This window comes from Nocardiopsis sp. N85 (assembly GCF_028882275.1).
Taxonomy (GTDB): Bacteria; Actinomycetota; Actinomycetes; order Streptosporangiales; family Streptosporangiaceae; genus Nocardiopsis; species Nocardiopsis lambiniae.
The window spans coordinates 531,368-552,354 of the sequence record NZ_JARBUT010000001.1 but is presented as its reverse complement, the minus strand read 5'-3'; the positions used below and the strand labels follow the sequence as shown (position 1 = coordinate 552,354).

Annotated in this window: 19 protein-coding genes; 1 reads left to right on the top strand and 18 read right to left on the bottom strand. The window is 71.7% G+C overall.

Features of this window, described 5'->3' with window-relative positions:
• Positions 1-13: 13 nt before the first annotated feature.
• From pdxS to PWG71_RS02215, 11 genes are all read right to left on the bottom strand, one after another.
• On the bottom strand, positions 14-925 hold the full coding sequence (pdxS, locus tag PWG71_RS02265) for a pyridoxal 5'-phosphate synthase lyase subunit PdxS (protein WP_274807758.1): 912 nt from the start codon (positions 923-925) through the stop codon (positions 14-16).
• Between the two features lie 186 nt (positions 926-1,111).
• On the bottom strand, positions 1,112-1,648 hold the full coding sequence (locus PWG71_RS02260; protein ID WP_274807757.1) for a hypothetical protein: 537 nt from the start codon (positions 1,646-1,648) through the stop codon (positions 1,112-1,114).
• Positions 1,649-1,766: 118 nt separating this feature from the next.
• Positions 1,767-2,924, bottom strand: coding sequence for a glycosyltransferase family 4 protein (locus PWG71_RS02255; RefSeq protein WP_274807755.1), 1,158 nt, complete (start codon positions 2,922-2,924; stop codon positions 1,767-1,769).
• Positions 2,925-2,927: 3 nt separating this feature from the next.
• Positions 2,928-3,890: a phosphatidylinositol mannoside acyltransferase gene (locus tag PWG71_RS02250; protein WP_274807754.1), complete on the bottom strand. Its 963-nt coding sequence runs from the start codon at positions 3,888-3,890 to the stop codon at positions 2,928-2,930.
• 81 nt (positions 3,891-3,971) lie between these two features.
• A complete protein-coding gene (pgsA, locus tag PWG71_RS02245) occupies positions 3,972-4,676 on the bottom strand; it encodes a phosphatidylinositol phosphate synthase (protein WP_274808117.1) in 705 nt (234 codons plus the stop codon).
• A 304-nt stretch (positions 4,677-4,980) separates the two neighbouring features.
• Positions 4,981-5,556 (bottom strand): HIT family protein, encoded by a 576-nt coding sequence (locus tag PWG71_RS02240; protein ID WP_274807753.1) that lies wholly within the window; start codon positions 5,554-5,556, stop codon positions 4,981-4,983.
• An 88-nt stretch (positions 5,557-5,644) separates the two neighbouring features.
• Positions 5,645-7,303: a DUF885 domain-containing protein gene (locus PWG71_RS02235; protein WP_274808116.1), complete on the bottom strand. Its 1,659-nt coding sequence runs from the start codon at positions 7,301-7,303 to the stop codon at positions 5,645-5,647.
• Between the two features lie 127 nt (positions 7,304-7,430).
• On the bottom strand, positions 7,431-8,024 hold the full coding sequence (locus PWG71_RS02230) for a GTP-binding protein (RefSeq protein WP_274807752.1): 594 nt from the start codon (positions 8,022-8,024) through the stop codon (positions 7,431-7,433).
• Positions 8,025-8,058: 34 nt separating this feature from the next.
• On the bottom strand, positions 8,059-8,475 hold the full coding sequence (locus tag PWG71_RS02225) for a DUF742 domain-containing protein (RefSeq protein ID WP_370634665.1): 417 nt from the start codon (positions 8,473-8,475) through the stop codon (positions 8,059-8,061).
• A 95-nt stretch (positions 8,476-8,570) separates the two neighbouring features.
• On the bottom strand, positions 8,571-8,972 hold the full coding sequence (locus tag PWG71_RS02220) for a roadblock/LC7 domain-containing protein (RefSeq protein WP_274807750.1): 402 nt from the start codon (positions 8,970-8,972) through the stop codon (positions 8,571-8,573).
• Between the two features lie 232 nt (positions 8,973-9,204).
• A complete protein-coding gene (locus PWG71_RS02215) occupies positions 9,205-12,606 on the bottom strand; it encodes a sensor histidine kinase (protein WP_274807749.1) in 3,402 nt (1,133 codons plus the stop codon).
• A 734-nt stretch (positions 12,607-13,340) separates the two neighbouring features.
• On the opposite strand from PWG71_RS02215, the gene PWG71_RS02210 reads away from it, so the two are divergent.
• Positions 13,341-14,444 carry a M15 family metallopeptidase gene (locus PWG71_RS02210; RefSeq protein ID WP_274807748.1) on the top strand — a complete coding sequence of 368 codons (1,104 nt, stop codon included), beginning with the start codon at positions 13,341-13,343 and terminating at the stop codon, positions 14,442-14,444.
• 46 nt (positions 14,445-14,490) lie between these two features.
• Here the strand turns inward: PWG71_RS02210 and PWG71_RS02205 are convergent, their stop codons facing one another.
• From PWG71_RS02205 to PWG71_RS02175, 7 genes are all read right to left on the bottom strand, one after another.
• Positions 14,491-15,153 (bottom strand): hypothetical protein, encoded by a 663-nt coding sequence (locus PWG71_RS02205; RefSeq protein ID WP_274807747.1) that lies wholly within the window; start codon positions 15,151-15,153, stop codon positions 14,491-14,493.
• A 54-nt stretch (positions 15,154-15,207) separates the two neighbouring features.
• Positions 15,208-15,432 (bottom strand): hypothetical protein, encoded by a 225-nt coding sequence (locus PWG71_RS02200; RefSeq protein WP_274807746.1) that lies wholly within the window; start codon positions 15,430-15,432, stop codon positions 15,208-15,210.
• Between the two features lie 123 nt (positions 15,433-15,555).
• Positions 15,556-16,548: a LacI family DNA-binding transcriptional regulator gene (locus PWG71_RS02195; protein WP_446724970.1), complete on the bottom strand. Its 993-nt coding sequence runs from the start codon at positions 16,546-16,548 to the stop codon at positions 15,556-15,558.
• A 152-nt stretch (positions 16,549-16,700) separates the two neighbouring features.
• Positions 16,701-18,098, bottom strand: a complete 1,398-nt coding sequence (locus PWG71_RS02190) for a GH1 family beta-glucosidase (RefSeq protein ID WP_274807744.1) — start codon at positions 18,096-18,098, stop codon at positions 16,701-16,703.
• 167 nt (positions 18,099-18,265) lie between these two features.
• A complete protein-coding gene (locus PWG71_RS02185; RefSeq protein WP_446724961.1) occupies positions 18,266-19,174 on the bottom strand; it encodes a MetQ/NlpA family ABC transporter substrate-binding protein in 909 nt (302 codons plus the stop codon).
• Positions 19,175-19,265: 91 nt separating this feature from the next.
• The gene (locus PWG71_RS02180; protein ID WP_446724960.1) at positions 19,266-20,006 is read right to left on the bottom strand and encodes a methionine ABC transporter permease; all 741 of its coding nucleotides are present in this window, start codon (positions 20,004-20,006) and stop codon (positions 19,266-19,268) included.
• Positions 20,003-20,959, bottom strand: coding sequence for a methionine ABC transporter ATP-binding protein (locus tag PWG71_RS02175; protein WP_274808113.1), 957 nt, complete (start codon positions 20,957-20,959; stop codon positions 20,003-20,005). Before PWG71_RS02175 ends, PWG71_RS02180 begins: the two co-directional genes overlap by 4 nt.
• Positions 20,960-20,987: the final 28 nt, after the last annotated feature.

Here is a 20,987-nt window from a genome sequence, read left to right as displayed (position 1 = left end):
GGGCGAAGGTCCGCTACCAGCCGCGACCGGCGTAACGCTGGGAGTCCGCCAGCTCGTCCAGGTTGATGCCGACCATGGCCTCGCCCAGTCCGCGCGAGACACGCGCGATCACGGCGGGGTCCTCGTAGTGCAGGGTGGCCTGCACGATGGCGTCGGCGCGCCTGGCCGGGTCGCCGGACTTGAAGATGCCCGAGCCGACGAACACGCTCTCCGCGCCGAGCTGGCGCATGAGGGCGGCGTCCGCGGGGGTGGCCACACCGCCGGCGGAGAACAGCGGAACCGGCAGCTTGCCCAGCTCGGCCACCTCCTTGACGATGTCGTAGGGCGCGCGCAGTTCCTTGGCGGCGCCGAACAGCTCGGCCTCGTCCAGGGTGCCCAGGCGCTTGATCGCCGAACGGATGGACCGCATGTGGCGGGTCGCCTCGACGACGTTGCCGGTGCCGGCCTCGCCCTTGGAGCGGATCATGGCCGCGCCCTCGGCGATACGGCGCAGGGCCTCGCCCAGTTCGGTGGCGCCGCACACGAACGGCACCGTGAAGGCCCACTTGTCGATGTGGTGGGCCTCGTCGGCCGGGGTGAGGACCTCGGACTCGTCGATGAAGTCCACGCCCAGGGACTGGAGGACCTGCGCCTCGACGAAGTGGCCGATGCGGACCTTGGCCATGACCGGAATGGAGACGGCCTCGATGATGCCGTCGATCATGTCCGGGTCGGACATGCGGGCCACGCCGCCGTCCTTGCGGATGTCGGCGGGGACGCGCTCCAGGGCCATGACCGCGACGGCACCGGCGTCCTCGGCGATCTTGGCCTGCTCGGGCGTGACGACGTCCATGATGACGCCGTTCTTGAGCTGCTCGGCCATGCCTCGCTTGACGCGCTGGGTACCGACGGCGTTGTCGGAGGTGGGCGATGCGTTGTCAGCCACGGTGGTGGACTCCCGTCCCATCAGTGTTTCCAGGGGTTGGGTACGCCCGGGCGGCGGCAGGCGGCCGCACGCATGAGGATGCGCCGACGCCTCGGCGCCGCGCACCCTGGGTCTCCCGGACCACCATGGTAGTTCCCCCCGGTTCGGTGGGCTTTGGCCAGATCGGCGTTTTCGCGGGCCGGGGTCTTACATGGTGTCGGGTGAGGGCACGGGGACCGGGATGTCGGGGGGTCTGTCGTCGATCTCGTAGAAATCGGGCAGCGGTGCCCCACCGGCCAGGCGCAGCAGGCGCACGACCCGGGAGCGGCGCGCCCTGTGGGTGTCGGCCACGGCGGCGTTGTGGAAGACCCTCGCCAGGTGGACGCCCTTGGCGGCGGAGGCGACGTCGGGCAGGAGTGCGGCGATGTCCCCGGTCCGGAGGGCGGCGGTGGCCAGGGTCCGGCGCAGCTCCCGGGACAGCTCGCTCTCGGTGGGCTCGCCCCCGTCGGCCGCGGTGACCGCGGCCCCCAGTTCCGCCCCGGCGGTCGGGCCGAGTTCCCGCACGAGGTCCGCGGTGACCGCCCTGCGTCGTTCGAGCGCGGCCCGCAGCCCGGCGCGGGACAGGTCCACACGCCGGTGCAGTCGGTGCAGCCGGGTGGCCCGCCACGACGCGTAGAACCCGCAGGCGATCATCGTCAGGACCGCGCCGATGACGACGAACACCACGAGGACGTCCTCGATCATGGCCCTTCCCCCCTTTCACCCCAGGTTACGGACCCGGCGAGGGCGACGACGCGCGGACACGCCACCGGGGCCCGGCCGCGGGTCGGGGTCGGGGTCGGGGACGCGCGGTGGTGCGCGGTCACGTGTTCCCGCGCGATCCCGGTCCGGGCAGGAGGGCGGCGGCGTCCCCCGGCAGCACGGTCTCGTAGACGTGCACGATGTCGGCCGCGACGGTGTCCCAGTCGTAGGCGCGCACGGTCAGCCGGGCGGCCCGGGACAGCGCGTCCCGGCGCGCGGGGTCGTCGAGCAGGGCGTCGGCGCGGCGGGCCAGGTCGGCGGCGTCGCCCACGGCGAACGTCTCACCGGCGACACCCCCGTCCAGGACGGCCTCGAACGCGGGGATGTCGCTGGCCAGGATCGCGGCCCCGGCGGCCATGGCCTCGGTCAGGACGATGCCGAAGCTCTCGCCGCCGAGGTTGGGCGCGCAGAACAGGTCGGTGGAGTGGTAGGCGCGGATCTTGTCCGCGTCGTCGAGTCGGCCGGTCAGGACGACACGGTCGCGCAGCCGGTCGGGGACGGCGGCCAGGGCGGGTCCGGGGTCGCCGGGACCGGCCACCAGCAGGCGCAGCCCGGGGCGGCGGGGGGCCAGCAGGGCGAACGCCTCCAGCAGTACGGCCAGCCCCTTGCGGGGTTCGTCCAAACGCCCCAGGAAACCGATGGAACCGCCCTCGCCGGGGAACCCGGGCAGGGGCGGGGCGTCCGCGAAGCGGCGGACGGCCACCCCGTTGGGGATGAGCACGGCGTCACCGCCGATGTGTTCGACCAGGGTGCGGCGGGCGGCCTCGGAGACCGCGATGCGGGCGTGGATCTTCTCCAGGGCCGAACGCAGCGCGTGGGAGCCGGCCGCCATCGCACGCGAGCGCGGGTTGGCGGTGTGGAAGGTGCCCACGAGGGGTCCCTCCGCGACCCAGCAGGCCAGCAGGGAGACGCTCGGCGCGGCGGGTTCATGGATGTGCACGACGTCGAAGTCGCCTCGGGTGATCCACTTGCGGACCCGGGCGGCGGTACGCGGCCCGAAGCTGAGCCGGGCCACCGACCCGTTGTAGGGCACGGGGACCGGCCGACCGGCCGGGACCAGGTGGTCGGGGAGTTCGACGGGCCGATCCCCGACCGGGGCCAGGATCGACACCTCGTGCCCTCGCGCGATGAGGGCGTCGGCGAGGTCGCCGACGTGCTGCTGGACCCCTCCGGGGACGTCCCAGGAGTAGGGGCAGACCAGACCGATCCGCATGCCCATGGCCTATCGGATCCGTCCGCCCCGGTGTTCCAGTGCCCGCAACGCGGCCTCCGTCTCCCGCCGGTGGCGGCGGATCCGGTCGTCGTCCTGGTCGCGACTGAAGATCGGTTGGAGCATGTGCCAGTCCTCGGGGTGCTCGGCGATGGCGCCCTCGAAGACCCGGACCAGCTCCCGGGTGGTGCGATGGACGCGTTCCGAGCGGTGCGGGCCGTCGGCGATCGGGATCTCGTCGTGGACGCGGATGTTCCAGTACGGTCCGTCGTACCACAGGGAGACCGGCATGAGGGCGGCGCCGGTGTTCATCGCCAGTGCGGCCGGGCCGGTGGGAACGCGGGCGCGCTCCCCGAACAGGTCGACCTCGACGCCGGTGCCGTTGATGTCACGGTCGGCGAGCAGGCACACCAGTCCGCCCGCGCGCAGACGGCGGGCCAGGGTGGCCACGGTCTCGGCGCCGCCGGTGAGCGGCAGCACCTCCATGCCCAGGGATTCCCGGTGGGCGGTGAAGCGCCGGTACAGACCCTCGGGGCGCAGGCGTTGGGCGACGGTGGTCAGCGGGGTGCCGCGCAGGGTCATCCACGCCCCGGCGTGGTCCCAGTTGCCCATGTGGGGCAGGGCGGCGACGACACCGCGCCCCTCGGCGACGGTCTTCTCCAGGACCTCGATCCCGGTGGCGCGGGTGTTGCCGAGGATGTGTTCGTCCGGCATGGCCGACAGGCGGAACATCTCGTAGTAGTAGCGCATGTAGGAGCGCATACCGGCGCGGGACAGGGCGCGCAGTCGGGCCTCGGTGGCCGTGGGCCCGAGCAGTCGGCGCAGGTTGCGCTCCAGGCCGCGGGTGCCCTCGTCGTGGGCGCGCCAGGAGCGGTCGGCGATGCCGCGGAACACCGCCCGCCCCACGCTCTCGGGGGCATGCCGGACGGCCGACCATCCGGCGGCGTAGGCCAGCTCGGCCACCCGTTCGTCCACGTCGTCCCTTCGCTCTCTTCCAAGGCGTGTTCCGCTGATACTCACCCTGCCACGCGACGGACGGCATCCACGGAACACGCCCTAGCGCTGGTTGCCGGACGTCGGCTCGGCGGCGCCCTCGTCGGTGTCCCCGTGCCCGATGTCGCGCGCGTCCTCGGCGAAGCCGGTGTCGGCCTCCGCGGCCTCCTCTTCCTTCCGGATCCGGTCGGCCTCGTTGAGGCGGGCCCGCGTCTCCAGAAGGCGTTGGAGGATGGTGAGGAGGCTCATACCCGCCAGCACCCACAGGCCACCGGCCAGGACGTAGGGGACGCCGAACCCGCTGAGTGCCACCGAGACCAGGATGACGATGAGGCGTTCGGTGCGTTCGGCGACGCCGACGTCGCAGTTGACGCCCAGGCCCTCGGCGCGGGCCTTGATGTAGGACACCATGAAGCCGCTGATGAGGCAGAACAGGGTGAGGCCGGCGAGCAGCGGGTCGTCGCCGTCGGCGATGAACCACCACAGCAGTCCGGCCAGGATGGCCGCGTCCGCGATGCGGTCGAGACTGGAGTCCAGGAAGGCGCCGAACGCGCTCTCGGCGTCCTTGGCCCGGGCGACCGCGCCGTCGAGCATGTCGAAGAGCACGAAGACGGTGATGACCACCGAACCGGCGTAGAACTCCCCGCGCGGATAGAAGTAGAGGGCACCCGCCACGACGCCGGTGGCGCCGAGGATGGTGACGATGTTGGGGGTCAGGCCGATGCGGGCCAGGCTCCGACCGAGCGGAGCGGTGACCCTGGAGACCATGGGACGAAGGATTCTCAGCATGTCGTCTAGTGCACCCTCCCTCGGCGAACGCCGGGGGATTCCTGACGTACGCGGCGTTTCGCGGACAGAAGGGTCCGCGATCCGTGCGCGATCGACGTCGTCCGGGTCGGCACCGGCCCGGATGTCTGGAGTTCTGGGAGGTACCGCTCGTGCGCGTGCTCGTTGTCGCGCACGGCGACGATCCTAACAGTCGGTCGGGGAACGGCGATTCGTCGCGAACGGCGCGCCCCCGTGCCCGTCGGACGGACCGGGAGGACGCGGGACCCCACGGAGCCGACGGCCATCACTCGCCGGGCCAGTGACCGGCGATCCCGGCCCGGGTCTGCTCCAGGAGTTCGGGCAGCACCTTGGTGTGCCCGATGACCGGCATGAAGTTGGTGTCGCCACCCCAGCGGGGGACGATGTGCTGGTGCAGGTGGGCGGCGATGCCGGCGCCGGCCGCCGCGCCCAGGTTCATGCCCACGTTGAAGGCGTGGGGCCGGTAGGCGGCGGTGAGCGCCCTGATGCCCTCCTGGGTGAGGGTCGCGACCTCGACGGTCTCCTCCTCGTTGAGGGAGGTGTACTCCGACACGTGCCGGTAGGGGCACACCAGCAGGTGCCCGCTGTTGTAGGGGTACAGGTTGAGGACGACGTAGGCGCTCTTACCGCGGCGTACCACCAGGCCCTCGGGGTCGCCCAGTCCGGGGGCGCGGCAGAAGGGGCAGCCGTCCTCGGGGCGCGATCCGGTGGGTTTGCCCTCGCCCTTGATGTAGGCCATGCGGTGCGGGGTCCACAACCGATCCCACCCGTCGGGGTTCCCGGTGCCCGCGCCGGGGACCTCGCCCCGGTCCTGTCGACCGCTGTCGGAACCGTCCGCCATCGCCCGTCTCTCCCCCTTCGTCCACGTGTCCTGTCCGCCGCTCCAGCATAGAAGCGCCCTGGGGCGCCCGGGGCGCGGCCGGGGGCCGTCACAGGTCGAGCAGGGTGCGCAGATGGCGCGGCGGCGGGGAACCGTGGGCGAGCATCGCGTCGTGGAGCGCCCGCTCGGACGCGCCCGGACGGGCGACGGCCAGATCGCGGGCGATGTCGGCGACCTCCGCGTGGCCGACGTAGTGGGTGGACGGTCGGGCGCTGGTCAGCTGTGCCCGGCGCCACGTGCCGGCCGCCTCGCCCTCCTCCTGGTGGCCGCGGTCCATGAGCAGTGTCATCGCCTCGGCCTCGGTGAGGTCGCCGGTGTGCAGGCGCACGTCCAGGATGGCGTCGAGGATCATCCGCAGCCGCGTCTTGAGCCGCACCAGGCGCAGGACCGTGTCGGCGGCCGGGTCGCCGGACCATCCGTGGCGGGCCAGCAGTTCCTCGGCGTAGACCGCCCAGCCCTCCACGAAGGGACCGCTCCGCAGCGCCCGCCCGACCCGGGTGGCGCCCTCGTGCCGGGCGGCGTGGGCGCGTTGGAGGGCGTGGCCGGGCATGGCCTCGTGGATCATGAGGTCGCGCAGCAGGACCGCGTTGTACTCGCGGAAGAACGACGCCCGGCGGCGGGCGGACCACTCCCCCGGGGGCGGGGACACCGCGACGCGGGTCGGCCTCTGCCCGACCCGGGGGTCGAGCGGGCCGGGCGGTTCGCAGCGGGCGACGGTGGTCCCGCGCCGCGCCCTCGGCATGGGGACGACCTCGACGGGGTCGTCGTACACCGTGACCAGGTCCAGTTCGCGCACCCGGCGGTCCAGGAAGGCGAGCGCGTCCTCGCAGAGCGGTCGGATCGTGGCGTCGTCGGTGGCGTTCTCGGAGGCCACCCTGGCCAGGGCCTCGGCCGCCAGGCCGGGACCGGGCGGCCGGCGCAGGTACGCGGAGGCGATTTCGGCGATGGCCTCCTCGGTGGCGATGAGGTCGCTCTCGGCGCGGACCAGCAGCGCCTCGGGGGACAGTTCGGAGTCGAGGGTGTACCAGAGCCGCGCGGCGAAGACCCGCTCCCCCAGGCGGGGGTCGGCGGTGGCGTGTTCCAGCCGCCCGCTCAACCACTCGCCGTGTTCCTCCACGGCCACCAGGGCGGCCTCCAGGGCGTTCTCCAGGTCGGCGGGGGCGATGTCGGGTTCCCGGGCGGCCAGGGCCGGCACGGCGTCGTCGAGCAGCGTACGGGCGCCCTCCAACCGGGCGAGCGCGGTCTCCACGTGCATCCGGGACATGCCCGGCCCCGATTCCAGGCGTCCACGGGCGACGGCCAGGTATTCGGGCAGTGAGGAGCAGCGGGCGGCCAGCGCCCGCAGCCGGTCGGCGAGCGGGAGCAGGTCGCGTTCGACGAGCGGGAGGAGGGCCCCGCCCGGCGAGTACGCCAAGGGGTCGTGGGAGAGGGGGCGCGGCTCGGTGGTGCGCCACAGGTCCGCGCTCACCCGGGAGCGCAGCACCTCCAGGTCGACCCGGTCCCCCGGGGACAGCACGTCGTCGTCGATGTCGTCGAGCGAGCCCAGGGCATCGATGAAGAGCCGCACGCGTCGCGCGTCGGCCTCCTCGGAGTGGTCGGACAGGCGGTCCGCGCCGCGCGGGTCCCCCAGGTCCAGGGCCCACTCCGGGCTCTCGTCGAGAAGGGCGTCGAGCACGCGCTCGGCGACCTCGCGGAAACGGCGGGTCATCGCCCCGGGGTCCGGCTGGGAGGAAGAGCTCATCCGGCCATGATGCCAGGCAGCACGGAAGCCCGGTTCCCGTACCACGGGAACCGGGCCGTGCACTGTGCGGGACCCCGGCCCTTGCGGTCCTCCGCTAGCGCCAGGAGTTCTGGCCGCCGGTGGAGGTGGGCTGTCCTGCGGCGCCCTCGGGGTCCCCCACCGTGATGGCGTGCTCGACGAGGGTGATGAGCGTCGACTTGGTGGAGGCCCTGTCACGGGCGTCCACCTGGACGATCGGAATCTCCGGGCTGAGCGTGAGCGCGTCCCGGACCTCGTCCGCGGCGTGGGGGTAGTACCCGTCGAACCCGTTGACCGCCACGATGAAGGGCAGACGCGCCTCTTCGAAGTAGTCGATCGCGGGGAAACAGTCCGCCAGGCGGCGGGTGTCCACCAGGACCACGGCGCCGATGGCACCCTTGACCAGGTCGTCCCACATGAACCAGAACCGGTGCTGTCCGGGGGTGCCGAACAGGTACAGGATCAGGTCGGAGTCGAGCGAGACACGACCGAAGTCCATGGCGACGGTCGTGGTCTGCTTGTCCGGCGTCTTGGCGAGGTCGTCGACCCCGACGCTGGCGCTGGTCATGACCGCTTCGGTGGTCAGCGGCACGATTTCGGAGACGGAGCCCACGAATGTCGTCTTCCCGACACCGAAGCCCCCGGCGACGACGATCTTGACCGACGTCATCGCGTTCCCCCCAGCACCGCCTTCCTCGGCCGGGCTAGAGCTTGCGAAGTCCACTGAGCACCCTTTCAAGCAGGTTGGTGTTCGGGCGGGCGTCGTTGTTGAGCGAAGACCTGATCTGGACCAGTCCCTGCTCGGACATGTCCGCCACAAGCACCCGCGCCACGCCGAGCGGCATCCGCAACAGCGCGGAGATCTCCGCCACGGAACGCCATTCCCGGCACAGGTCGCTGATCGCCTGCCATTCGGGCGTCAGCGTCCCCGACTCGTTGAGGGCCGTCGTCGTCGTCGAGATCAGAGCTTCGAGGGGAAGCTGTGACTTCGGCTTGGTACGGCCCTTGGTCACCGCGTAGGGGCGGACCAGTGAACTGGGTGCGCTGCCCGCCGCGGATCGTTGATCGTACGGTTGTTGGATAGGTCGGGGAACATCTCCGCCGCCCGGAACCGCCGGAATCCCCCCGGTGGGGGGACCGCCCGGCTGTCCGAACCACGAGGCGCTCCCGGCATCTCTACTGTGAGGTGCCACCACTTCCTCCTGTCGGTGGTGGATCAGTGGATTCCCGAGGTGCGCGCCGCTGGTGTCAGCGCCCGCCCCGCCCGCTCGACGAGCAGGGTCATCTCGTACGCGACCAGACCGAGGTCGCTCTCCGCGGAGGCCAGGACCGCCAGGCAGGAGCCGTCGCTGATGGCCATGATGAGCATCAGCCCCCGCTCCATCTCCACGACGGTCTGGGCGACCGCTCCACCCTCGAACACCCGGGCCGCGCCCTGGGTCAGGCTGGACAGACCGGAGGCGATCGCCGCCAGCTGGTCGGCCCGGTCGGCCGGGAAGCCCGCGGACGCCGCCAACGGAAGACCGTCGGACGAGACGACGATCGCGTGGGCGACATCGGGTACACGGTCGGCAAAGTCAGTGATCAACCAGTTGAGTTCATTCACCTGTCGACTCATCTGATCTCCTGTCCAAGTTCGCCGGCTGGTCTCTTCGGCACTGCTACCGCCGGCACGGCATGTGACAGCACTGCCTCTGCAACTGCCCGGACCCTCCCGTGGGGGTGGCCGGGAGCCTGGTGTTCGATTCTCTTCGAGCGACGGGTGTGACGCGTCCGAGAAGCTCGGTAGATGCTATTGCATCCGGCCTCCTGGAATAAGAGGCACCCCGTCCCGCCGTTGTCCACCGCGATCACCCTTCCATCGGTCCGTCGCCGAGGCGGCTGCGACCCTCGCGGACGCCCTTCTGGAAGCCCGAGAACCGGTTGCGGACGCGATCCGCGCTGCGGGCCGGCATCTGCTTGAAGTTCTCCGGCTTGGGCGCGGTCCCCGGAACAAGGTTTGCCTTGGGAACCCGTTTTGGCAAGCCCGAGGTGGTCAATCCACCGGCGATGGGCTCGGCGGCGGAACGGGCCGCCTTCCATCCGCGGTCGGCGGCGGAGTTCCACTCCTGCTCCGAACGGGTCTCGGGGGCGGCCTCCCGGGGCTGGGAGGCCACGGGGGCGGCCGGGGCCGCGGGCGCGGCGGGCGGGGCCACCGGAGTCGCGGGCGCGGGCGTCGGCGCCGGAGTGGCGGGCGCGGGCGCCGCGGGCGGGACCTGCCGGATCGGACCGGTCTCGGTGGTGTCCACGGTGGGTCCGCCCGTACGGCGACGGAACCAGTTGGACTCGATGGCGTCGAAGATCGGGAGCGAGTCGTTCTCCTCGCCCGCCGGGGTCGGCGGCACCACCGTGTTGCCGGCCGGGCCCTGGGCCGCGCCGTAGCGACGGGAGAGGTAGGCCGTGGAGCCGTAGCCCTCACGGGTCTCGCCCGCGCCGTTGCCCGAGCGCCAGGAACCGGTGTCGTTCGCGGCCGGGGTCTCCTGCTGCTGCGCGCCGGTGGTCCAGTCCGTGGTGGACGGGGCCTGGGCGGACGGCGAGGAGATCGCCGGGAACGTCTCGGTGTCGGGCTCGTTGCGCGGCTCCTCGCGACGGACGTCACGACGGTGGTCGCCCGCGTCGGGCCGGGAACCCGCGTCGGACCGGGAGCCGGTGTCGGCGTAGGGGTCCGCCGGGGCCGCGGCACGCTCGGTGCGTCCGCCGCTGAAGGCGTCGTAGGAGTCGGGCTCGGGCCGGCGGAAGGCGCCGGTGTCGGTGGTGGGCCGGCGGAACGCCCCGGTGTCGGCCGGACGCTCGAAGGCGCCGGTGTCCACGGGCCGGCTGAAGGAGCCGGTGTCGGTGGAACGGTCGACGGGACGCTCGAAGAGGGACCCCGCGGCCTCCTCGCGCGGCGCCGGGTCGAAGAGGCTGCGACCGGTGCCCTCGGGCGCGGGGGCGGCCTCCTCCTCCGGGGTGTCGTAGGGGTCCACGACCCGGCGGTGGGTGCCGGTCTCACCGGACAGGGCGTCGGAGCCGCCGCCGGTGGCCCAGGTGTCGGTACCCGTGCCGTTGCCGTTGCCCCAGACGTCGAAGCTCTCGCCGTTCTTCGCGGTGTTCCAGAGGTCCTGGCCGCTGGGCGGGTGCTCCTCGCGGGCGGTGCCGCCGGGCTGGCGCTTGGGCAGGCCGGCGCCGAGGTCGGCGCCGGTGCCCTGGCCCTGCCAGGCGTCGGTCGGCTCGGGAGCGGCGGGGCCGGAGGCGAAGGCCGCCTCGGCGTCGGCGTAGGTGTTCGGCGCGCCGGAGGCGAGCTCCAGGCGGCTGTCCGCGCCGCCGAGGGAGTGCTGGCCCTCGACCGGGGTGATGAGCAGGTCCGGCGGGATGACGACGATCGCGGTGGTGCCGCCGCCGTGGGCCTCCTTCAGGTGCATCCTGATGCCGTGGCGGTGGGCCAGGCGCGAGACCACGAACAGACCCATGCGGCGCGAGACCGCGACGTCGATGACCGGCGGGGAGGCCAGGCGGGCGTTGATCGCCGCCAGGTCCTCGGCGGCCATGCCGATACCGCTGTCGGTGACGTCCACCTGGACGCCGCCGTTGTCGAGGGTCTTGGCGCTGACCAGGACCTCGGTGTCGTGCGGGGAGAACGAGGTGGCGTTCTCCACCAGCTCGGCGACGAGGTGGATCACGTCGTTGACCGGGCGGCCGAGCACGGAGATGTGCGAGGGGGCGCGCACGTTGACGCGCTCGTACTGCTCGACCTCGGAGACCGCGCCGCGCAGCACGTCGACCAGCGGGACCGGCTGGGCCCACTTGCGGGTGTTGTCCTGGCCGGAGAGGACGAGGAGGTTCTCGTTGTTACGACGCATGCGCGTCGCGAGGTGGTCGAGCTGGAACAGGTCGGAGAGGCGGTCGGAGTCCTGCTCGGACTGCTCCAGACCGTCGATGAGGCGCAGCTGCCGTTCCACCAGGGTCTGGCTTCGGCGGGACAGGTTGACGAACATCGCGTTGACGTTGCTGCGCAGGGCGGCCTCGTCGGAGGCCAGGGTCAGGGCGACGCGGTGGACGTCGTCGAAGGCCCGGGCCACCTCGCCGATCTCGTCGTGCGTGTCGACCTCGATCGGGGTGACCTTGACGGTCTCCGGAACGGTGCCGGCCTCCTGCATCCGGTTGATGGCGTCCGGCAGGTCGCGCTCGGCGACGCGGCGGGCACCGTCCTCCAGGGTGCGCAGGGGGCGCACCAGGGAGCGGACCACCAGGGAGGTGAGGACGAAGACGGCCAGGAGCACGCCCGCGACGACGACGAGGTCGATCAGGGCGCGGGCCAGAGCCTCGCCGCGCAGGTCGGAGGCGTCCTCACGGATGCCCTCGGCGATCTGTTCCTCGACGGTCTGCAACTTCCCGAGGGCGATGCCGGCGATGTTCCGGTAGTCCTCGGGGCCGTCGTTGGAGGTCACACCGCTCAGTTCCGCGTCGCGGGCGGCGCGGTACATGACGCGCATGCGCATCGTGGAGACCTGGCTGACCTCCAGACCGGTGAAGTTGTCGTCGAAGATCTCGCGCTGCTCCGAGGAGGCGGCCTGGATGAAGTTGGAGATCTCGTTGTCGTAGCGCGCGCGGCTGGAGTCGATGGCCTCGGAGATGCCACCGGTCATCGAGTCGCGGACGAGCGAGTGGCCCATCAGCGCGGTCTCGTAGGACAGCTGGTCCCGGGCGTTGGACAGCGCGGTGAGCGTGCGCACGCTCTCGCGCAGTTCGGTGTCACCGGTCTCGTCGGCGATCGTCTGGTTGAACTCGGTGAGCGACCGGGTGATCGTGCGGTACTTGGTGACGACCGGCAGCACCGTGATGCGGGTGTCGTCGACCTCCTCGCGCAGCGGGTCCAGGGTGGAGAGCTGGGTCCGCATGCCGTTGAGGCGGGTGTTGGCGAGCGTGCCGTCGACCTCGCCCATGTCCTCCAGGCTCGCGGTGAGCCGCTGCTGGAGGTCGCGGGTGGCGGCGCGCTCCTCCTCCAACTCCTGGCGCATGTCGTCGGAACGACGTGCGGGGTCGGGGTTGTCGGAGATGTAGACCGCGCTGGCGCTGCGCTCGCGGCCGAGCTGGTTGGCCAGCTGCACGATCAGGACGCCGACCTCGGCGCGGTCCTCGATGTGCGCGTGGGTGACCGTGGAGACCGCGGCCTCGTAGACCCGCAGACCACCGAGGGCGAGCGCCACGGCGGTGGGAATGACGATGAGGGCCACCAGGCGGGAACGTACCCGCCAGTTACGTGGCCGCCACCAATCGGGGCTGCGCTGGGGCGCGGCATCGGCGTGTTCGGCCTGCGCTGCCTCGCTTCGCGCACCGGCCCCGTTTTTCGTCGCTCGTGTCGACACGGACCCTCGCAACCTTTCGTGTCACCGTTGTGAACGGCTGTCGGTACCCAGGGCCGACCGCTCCGACCCGAGAGGCTCTCGGGCGCATCGGCATGGACCACTGGTGGCCACCGAACCGGTAAGCGGTGGGGAATGTGGGGAGATGTGAAGACTGTCCGCCGGACTCGCCTGGGAGGAGAGAGTCGCCCACCCGACCAAAGAGTTCCAGCGGGTGCGCGTGCGGTGGATAGCGTATCAATGGGGGCGAAGGGATCGATGCGGCCGTTCGAGGCCCGCGGAGCACGATCATCCCTGTCCACCCGTCCTCATAATGCCTCCTATGTCGGCATTATGACCAATTTTCCAGGTCAGACGCGGGGGCCGAAACCCGATCGGGCGTTCGGGTAACTTTTTGGACACACCACCAGCTTCCCCGTCAAGGTCACCTCGACATGACATCGTGACACTACGTATACGCAGGTCCGGGGGAGGAAGCGGGGATGTGCGCCGCATTGCGCCCAGAAATGAATACTCTGAGTAATGACCGAAAAGCGGAACGTTCTGCCAGGTCATTCCGGGGGCCTATCCCAGGGATCACCTTTTCGGTCAAAAACGCCCTGTCCTTGGGGATTGTCACCCTCGTGATCCTCTCCTGCCCCACCCTCGCCACCGCGGACCCCGGGCCCGCCGACCCCCGCGTCGAACTCGCCGCCCTGCGCGCCGACCTGGAGGTGATGCGGGAGGAGGCCGGCGAGAAGATCGAACGCTACGTGGAGGAGAGCGAGCGCCTCGAAGAACTCGCCGAGAGCCGTGCCACGGCCGAGGAGCGCGCCGAGGAGGCGCTGGAGCACGGGGAGTCGTCGCGGTCGGCCGTCGCACGGCAGGCGGCCGCCGTGTACAAGGGCGCCGACCTGTCCCCCGTCCGAGCCCTGTTCGGCGTGGACGGCCCGGCCGGAATGCTCGACCTCGCCGCCGACCTGACCCTGCTCGGCGATCACCGCGCCACCGAACTGGCCCGGGCCGAGGCGGCCGGGGTCGCCGCCGGGACCCTCTCCGAGACCGCCCGCGCGGCCGAGCGCGACCAGGAGAGGGCCCTCGAAAGGGCCGAGACCGCGCGCGAGGAGGCCGAGGCCGCGATCCTGGCCCAGGAGGAGGCCTTGCGGGACCTGCTCGCCGAACAGACCCGCCTGGAGGCCCGCCCCTCCGGGAACGCCGGGAGCGGGGAGGCCGGCAGCCCCCGCCGGAACCGGACCACCCCGTGGACCCCCGGCACCGAGGCCGGGGCCCACACGGGTGCCGGGACCGGGGACCGGGCGGTCTGCCCCGGGGGAGACGTCGGCGCTCACGAGAACGGCCGTATCCCCGAGTCCCTGCTGTGTCCGCTCCCCCAGCCCGGGGAGCGGCTGCGCGCTGACGCCGCCGCGGCCTTCGTCGAACTCGACGCCGCCTACCGGGAACGGTTCGGCCGCGCGATGTGCGTGGCCGACTCCTACCGGCCCTATCACGAGCAGGTGGCCCTGTTCCAGCAGATGTCGCCCGGTATGGCGGCCCGGCCCGGGACCAGCACGCACGGGAAGGGGCTGGCCGTCGACCTGTGCGGGGGCGTGAACGTCCTGGGCGGCGCCGAGCACGAGTGGATGCTCGCCCACGCGCCGGCCCACGGTTGGGACAACCCGCCCTGGGCGCGCGGCGGCTTCGAGCCCTGGCACTGGGAGTTCACGCCGTGAGGGCGGACCGGGCCGAGGCGGCGCGGGGATTCGGGAAGAGCGCGCCTCAGACCTGGGAGCCGACCCTGACCTCGTAGGAGCCCAGCTCTCCGAGGTCGACGAAGACCTCGTCCCCTTCGGTCAGGGGTCCCGTCGCCACCGGCAGTCGAACGCGGACCCGACCGGGCTCCACGGCCCACCACGGGTCGTCGAGGTCCATCGTGGCGCGCCCGCGTACGCGGCCGTCGACCTCCACGGAGGCCTCCAGCGCGGTGATCCGCTCGTCCGCCGTGGTCAGGACGGGGCCCAGGGCCAACAGGACGGGTTCTCCCGCGGCGTCCGACCACAGGCAGGCGGGCGTACGGGCGTCGACCCGCCCCGGACCACCGGCGATGGCGGCCAGGCCCACACGGGCGCTGTGAGCGGCGGCGGGGACCGTGTCGTCGACGGCTCCGACCAGTTCGGGAGGGATCGCCCGGAGGTCATCGCCGGAAAGGACCGTGATCGGGGTGGTCGGGACGAGCGGGGCGCACATGCGCGCCTCCCACTCGACGATGATCTCGATCGGCGCGCGGCGGGTGCTGCGCAGCACCTCCACCAGTTCCGGGATCCCCGCGGCCAGCAGTTGGGCCAGCCCTCGGGGGTCGGGAACGCCCAGTACGTCGCCGTCCTCCAGCGCGCCGACACGCTCACCGCCACCGCTCGGCGACAGGTAGGTCACCCAGCGCACCGCACCCTCCTCGATCCCTCGCGCACGTCCGGACGCGCGCGTCCACCGCCGACCTCAGAGCGCCACGGTCGGGCTGTGCTCCTTGCCCGTGCCCGCGCACCCTCGGCACGGCTCGTCGATCCGGAGCCATACGATGATCCCATTGGCGTCCCGGTGCGGTCGCTCCGGGCGCCACCAACCGGTCCCCGAGCAGAACCGGCAGTCGAGGCCGTCCCGGTCGCACCATCCGCACGAAGAGATCGCACATCGGGTGTGCGTCGGTTCCCGCATCGGATTCATGCGCCCCCACCGTCTCCCGCGAAGTCGCGACCAGCCTTGCACATGCATCTGCACACGTCCACCCACCGGAGCGATCCGGGGGCGGACGCGACCGGTACCGGCCTTCCACGGGCCGGGGGCCGGTCAGGCGGACTCGCGCGTCACCAGGTGGGTGGCGAGGATGATGGTCTCGGATTCGGAGACGCGCGGGATGGCGACGTCGACGAGCAGGCGCGCCATCTCCCGGCCCATCTGGACCGTGGGCTGGTGGACGGTGGTGAGCGCCGGGTCGCTGTGCTGGGCCATGAGGGTGTCGTCGTGACCGATCAGGGCGATGTCGTCGGGCACCCGCAGCCCGCGCGAGCGCAGGACCCGCAGGCCGCCGATCGCCATCATGTCGGAGGCGACGAAGATCGCGTCGGGTTCGGCCCCTCCGTCGAGCAGCCGCTCCATGGCCCGCGCGCCGCCCTCGACGCTGAAGTCGCCCTGGACGACGAACCGGTCGTCGATGTCGAGTCCGGCCTCGGCCATCACCCGCTGGTAGCCGCGCAGACGCTCCACACCGGCGTTCATGTCCAGGGGGCCGCTGATCGTGGCGATCCTGCGGTGTCCCTGCTCCAGGAGGTAGCGCACGGCCTGCTCGGCGCCGCCGACGTTGTCGATGTCGACGCAGAAGGGCGCGGGCTGCTCCGGGGAGTGGGGGCGACCGCCGTGCACGACCGGCACGCCCGCCGACGCCAGACGCTCGGACAGCGGGTCGTCGCGGTGCAGGGAGACCAGGAGCGCGCCGTCCACGTGGAAGCCGCTGAGGTAGTCGCCGACCCGCTTGTGCTCGATCTCGCTGCGCGCGGTGGTGAGCATCAGCTGGAGGTCGCGCTCGTGCAGGACGGAACTGACCCCGCGGATGATGTCGGCGAAGAACGGGTCGGAGAAGAGGCGGTCCCGGGGTTCGGACACCACCAGGGCGATGGTGTCGGTGCGCCGGGTGACCAGCGTGCGGGCGGCCTGGTTGGGGCTGTATCCCAGTTCGGCGATCGCGTTGTGCACCGCCTCCCGGGTGCGCGGGCTCACCTGGGCCGATCCGTTGATCACCCGGGAGACGGTCCCGCGGCCGACACCGGCCCGTTCCGCCACCATCTCCAGGGTCGGACGTCGCCGACCGCCGCCGTCACCGCTCTTGGCCACTTCGCATGCTCCCTCTGGGAAGAATCGTGTGCCGCCGCGGCCGAACTGCACGGGCCGCGGCGGCTCCGGACGCGTCGCCCCCTCACGGGGACGACCTACCTGTTCTAGCGCTCCGGGAACCGTCCCGTGGCCGCCAGACGGGAGTACCAGTCACCACTGTCCTTGACCGTGCGCACCTGCGTGTCGTAGTCGACGTGCACGATCCCGAAGCGGCGGGAGTACCCCCAGGCCCACTCGAAATTATCCAGAAGGGACCAGGCGAAGTAACCGCGCAGGGGCACCCCGGCGTGGATCGCCTCCTTGGCGGCCCGCAGGTGGCCCTCGTAGTAGTCGAGCCGGTCGGTGTCGTGGACCCGGCCGTCCTCGGTCACGGTGTCCTCGAAGGCGCAGCCGTTCTCGGTGACGTACAGGTCGATGCCGCCGCTCTCCCCCGCCAGGCGGAGCAGGACGTCGTACATGCCGGTGGGGTCGATCTCCCAGCCCATGTGGGTGACGGGGAGTCCCTGGGAGACGTGCACCTCCTCGGGGTCGGCGCCGAGCCAGGCCCCGCCCTCACCACTGACCAGCGCCGGGTCCAGGCCCTTGGCGGAGGCGGCGACGAACTCGGGCGAGTAGTAGTTCACCCCGAGGAAGTCCAGCGGCGTCGAGGTGATCGACAGGTCCTTGTCGGCGATGAAGGAGAAGTCGCTGATGGAGGCGAGGTCCTCCAGCACGTCGGCCGGGTAGACGCCCTTGAGCAGGGGGTCGGTGAAGATGCGGTTGCGCACGCCGTCGGCGCGTCGGGCGGAGCGGGCGTCGGCCGCGCTCGGCCCGTGGGGGCGGATGACGGCCTGGTTGTGCGCGAGCCCCACCCGGGAGGGGTGACCGGTGGAGCGGATCGCGTCCGCGGCCAGACCGTGCCCGAGCAGCAGGTGGTGGGCGGCGGCCAGGGCCGCCGCGTCATCGTGGTGACCGGGCGCGTGGTGACCGTTGTGGTAGCCGAGGAAGGCCGAGCACCAGGGCTCGTTGATGGTCATCCAGTTCACGACCCGGTCGCCGAGGGACTCGGCGACGACCTGGGCGTAGTCACGGAACCGGTAGGCGGTGTCGCGGGCGGGCCAGCCGCCGGCGTCCTCCAGGGGCTGGGGCAGGTCCCAGTGGTAGAGGGTGGCCCAAGGCTGGATCCCGGCCTCCAGCAGGGTGTCGACCAGCCGGTTGTAGAAGTCCAGGCCCGCCTGGTTGACCGTGCCGCTCCCCTCCGGGAGGATGCGCGGCCAGGCGATGGAGAACCGGTAGGCGCCCAGGTTGAGCCGGCGCATGAGCGCGACGTCCTCGGCGTAGCGGTGGTAGTGGTCGTCGGCGGGGTCGCCGGTGTCGCCGCCCAGGACCTTGCCGGGGGTCTCGGCGAAGGTGTCCCAGATGCTCCGGCCACGGCCGTCGGCGGTGGTGGCGCCTTCGATCTGGAACGAGGCGGTGGCCGCCCCCCAGAGGAAGCCCTCGGGGAAATCGTTTTGATGGCTCACTTGTTCGGTACGCACCTTCCATGACGAGGGGACATCGCGTATGGGAGCGCTCCCATAAAACAAGCAGACGGAGCACCTTGTGTCAATCGACGAAAGCCGCCCCGAAACCCAACCGTTACGCGCACGGGGCGCGGATCGGACCCGCGCCCCGTGCGTCGACGGCCCCCCTACTCGGGGGAATCGGAGGTGCCGGGCTCCACCACCCTGTCACCGCGGACCGGGAGGACGATCCCCTGCCAGCGCTCCTCCATGAAGTCGTGCACCTCCGGGCCGTGCAGGAGTTCGTCCAGGCGCACGATGTCCTCGGCCCCCACGTCCTCCGAGCGCACCACCAGCCCGTTGGCGTACGGGTTGTTCTCGGTGCTCTCCCAGGCCAGCGTGTTGGCCGTGTTCGGCAGATCGGCGTCCAGGGCGTAGTTGCCGTTGACCACGGCCGCGTCCAGGTCCTGGAGCGAACGCGGCAGCTGGGCCGCCTCCACCGGGGTGACGGTGACGTCCAGCGGACCGTCCTCGATGTCGTCGATCGTGGGCACGCCCTCCGCGTCCTCGGCCAGCGTGATCACGTCGGCGGAGGCCAGCAGGTGCAGGGCCCGCCCCATGTTCGAGGCGTCGTTGGGCACCCCGATCTCGGCGCCCTCGGGCAGATCGGCCAGATCGGAGACGTCCTCGGAGTAGATGCCGAACGCCTCCAGGTGGACGTCCGAGACGTAGCTCAGGTCGACGTCGTCGTTCCCCGCCAGGTACTCCTCCAGGAACGGCACCGTCTGGTAGTAGTTGGCGTCCAGTTCGCCCTCGGCCAGGGCGGCGTTGGGCTGGTTGTAGTCGGTGTACTCGACGATCTCCAGGCGCAGTCCGGCGTCGGCGGCCAGGTTCTCCTCGACGAACTCCAGGATCTCGGCGTGCGGGGTGGGGGTGGCGCCGACGCGCAGCGGGGTGAGCCCCTCCTCGTCGGTCCCCTCCCCCGCCCGTTCGCTGGGACTGCCGCAGGCCGCCGTCAAGGCCACGACCATCGCCACCGCACCGACACCGCGCGGCACCCGCCCCCTGGGCGTCCCCGCCCTGTGGTCCCCGGTCATCGTGTCTCCATTCCCAACGGTTCGAACAACATCTCGGGTGCGGGGGGAGGAGGGGAGGGAGGGGTGCGGCCGCCCGGACGGGCGGCCGCGATCAGCGTCGGGCCAGTCGGCGCACCACCAGGTCGCCCAGGCTCTGGGCCGCCTGCACGATGACGATGAGGAGGATGACGGTGGCCCACAGGTAGTGGTCGTTGAACCGCTGGTAGCCCTCGCGGATGGCCAGGTCGCCCAGACCGCCTCCGCCGATGGCGCCCGCCATCGCCGAGTAGGAGATGAGGGCGACCACGGTCATCACCAGACCGGCGATGAGACCGGGCAGCGCCTCGGGAAGCATCACCTTGCCGACGATCGTGGACTTACGGGTGCCCATCGCGTGCGCGGCCTCGACGACCTCGCGGTCCACCTCCCGCAGGGAGGTCTCCACCAACCGGGCGAAGAAGGGGATCGCGCCGATGCTCAGGGGAACGATCGCCGCCGTCGGACCCAGGGTGGTGCCGACCAGGAACCGGGTCAGCGACAGCACCGCCACCATGAGGACGATGAACGGCAGGGAGCGACCGACGTTGACGACGGCGCTCAGCACGGCGCGCACCACCGGAGCGGGGGTGAGACCACCGCGGTCGGTGGTCACGAGCAGCACGCCCAGCGGCAGACCGAACAGCACGCTGAAGATCGTCGCCCAGAGCACCATGTAGACGGTGTCCTGGGTGGCCAGCCACAGGCCGGGCCACATGTTCGGCCAGTCCCGCACGAAGGCGACGAGCGCGTCCCAGGGGCCGCCCGCGTCGACGGCCGAGGCCAAGAAGAGGATGTCGGTGGGGTTCGCGATCACTTTCCGGCCTCCTCGACCAGCAGGCCGTGCTCGGACAGGTAGGTCAGGGCCTCGTCCCGGCGGGAGCCGCGGACCTGCACGCCCAAACGGCCCACGGACTGCCCGGCCACCTTCTCCACGCCACCGCCGAGGATGTTGACGTCGACGTCGAACCGGCGGGTGAGCTCCGACATGAGGGGCTCGTCGAACGAGCGGGGGTAGGTCACGACGACCGCGTCCTCACCGCCGATGTCCGGCAGCGGGAAGAGGGAGCGGGCCAGCAGCGAGCCGGGGGTGCCGATGAGGTCGAGCACCCGGCCCGACTCGCGGAACACGCCGTTCTCCATGATCGCGGCGGAGTCGCAGATCTTCTTGATCACGTCCATCTCGTGGGTGATCAGCAGGATCGTCAGTCCCAGCTCATCGCGCAACCGGCGCAGCAGGGCCAGGATCGAGTCGGTGGTGGCGGGGTCCAGCGCCGAGGTGGCCTCGTCGCTCAGCAGTACCTGCGGGGCGGAGGCCAGGGCGCGGGCGATGCCCACGCGCTGTTTCTGGCCGCCGGAGAGCTGGGAGGGGTAGGCTCGGGCCTTGTCGCCCAGACCCACCAGCTCCAGGAGTTCGCCCACGCGCGCGCGCCGGGCGGCCCGGTCGACCCCGGCGATCTCCAGGGGGAAGCCGACGTTGCCGGCGACGGTGCGCGAGGAGAGCAGCGCGAAGTGCTGATGGACCATGCCGATTCCGCGCCGGGCGGCGCGCAGGCGGGCACCGCGCAGGGAGGTGAGTTCCTCCCCGGCGACGGTGACGGTCCCGGAGTCGGGGCGTTCCAGCAGGTTGACCGACCTCAGCAGGGTGCTCTTGCCCGCGCCGCTCTGTCCCACGACACCGAAGATCTCGCCGGACTCCACGTGCAGGTCGACCCCGTCCAAAGCGGTCACCCGGTGTCTCTTCAACCTGTAGACCTTGTGCAGGTCCACTGCGTCAATCACGGTCTTCCCATCGACG

Excerpts from the sequence above, each read along its gene's own strand:
- PWG71_RS02260 (WP_274807757.1), bottom strand. The coding sequence starts at position 1,648 with ATGATCGAGGACGTCCTCGTGGTGTTCGTCGTCATCGGCGCGGTCCTG.
- PWG71_RS02255 (WP_274807755.1), bottom strand. The coding sequence starts at position 2,924 with ATGGGCATGCGGATCGGTCTGGTCTGCCCCTACTCCTGGGACGTCCCC.
- pgsA (WP_274808117.1), bottom strand. The coding sequence starts at position 4,676 with ATGGTCTCCAGGGTCACCGCTCCGCTCGGTCGGAGCCTGGCCCGCATC.
- PWG71_RS02240 (WP_274807753.1), bottom strand. The coding sequence starts at position 5,556 with ATGGCGGACGGTTCCGACAGCGGTCGACAGGACCGGGGCGAGGTCCCC.
- PWG71_RS02235 (WP_274808116.1), bottom strand. The coding sequence starts at position 7,303 with ATGACCCGCCGTTTCCGCGAGGTCGCCGAGCGCGTGCTCGACGCCCTT.
- PWG71_RS02230 (WP_274807752.1), bottom strand. The coding sequence starts at position 8,024 with ATGACGTCGGTCAAGATCGTCGTCGCCGGGGGCTTCGGTGTCGGGAAG.
- PWG71_RS02220 (WP_274807750.1), bottom strand. The coding sequence starts at position 8,972 with ATGAGTCGACAGGTGAATGAACTCAACTGGTTGATCACTGACTTTGCC.
- PWG71_RS02200 (WP_274807746.1), bottom strand. The coding sequence starts at position 15,432 with ATGAATCCGATGCGGGAACCGACGCACACCCGATGTGCGATCTCTTCG.
- PWG71_RS02195 (WP_446724970.1), bottom strand. The coding sequence starts at position 16,548 with ATGGTGGCGGAACGGGCCGGTGTCGGCCGCGGGACCGTCTCCCGGGTG.
- PWG71_RS02185 (WP_446724961.1), bottom strand. The coding sequence starts at position 19,174 with ATGACCGGGGACCACAGGGCGGGGACGCCCAGGGGGCGGGTGCCGCGC.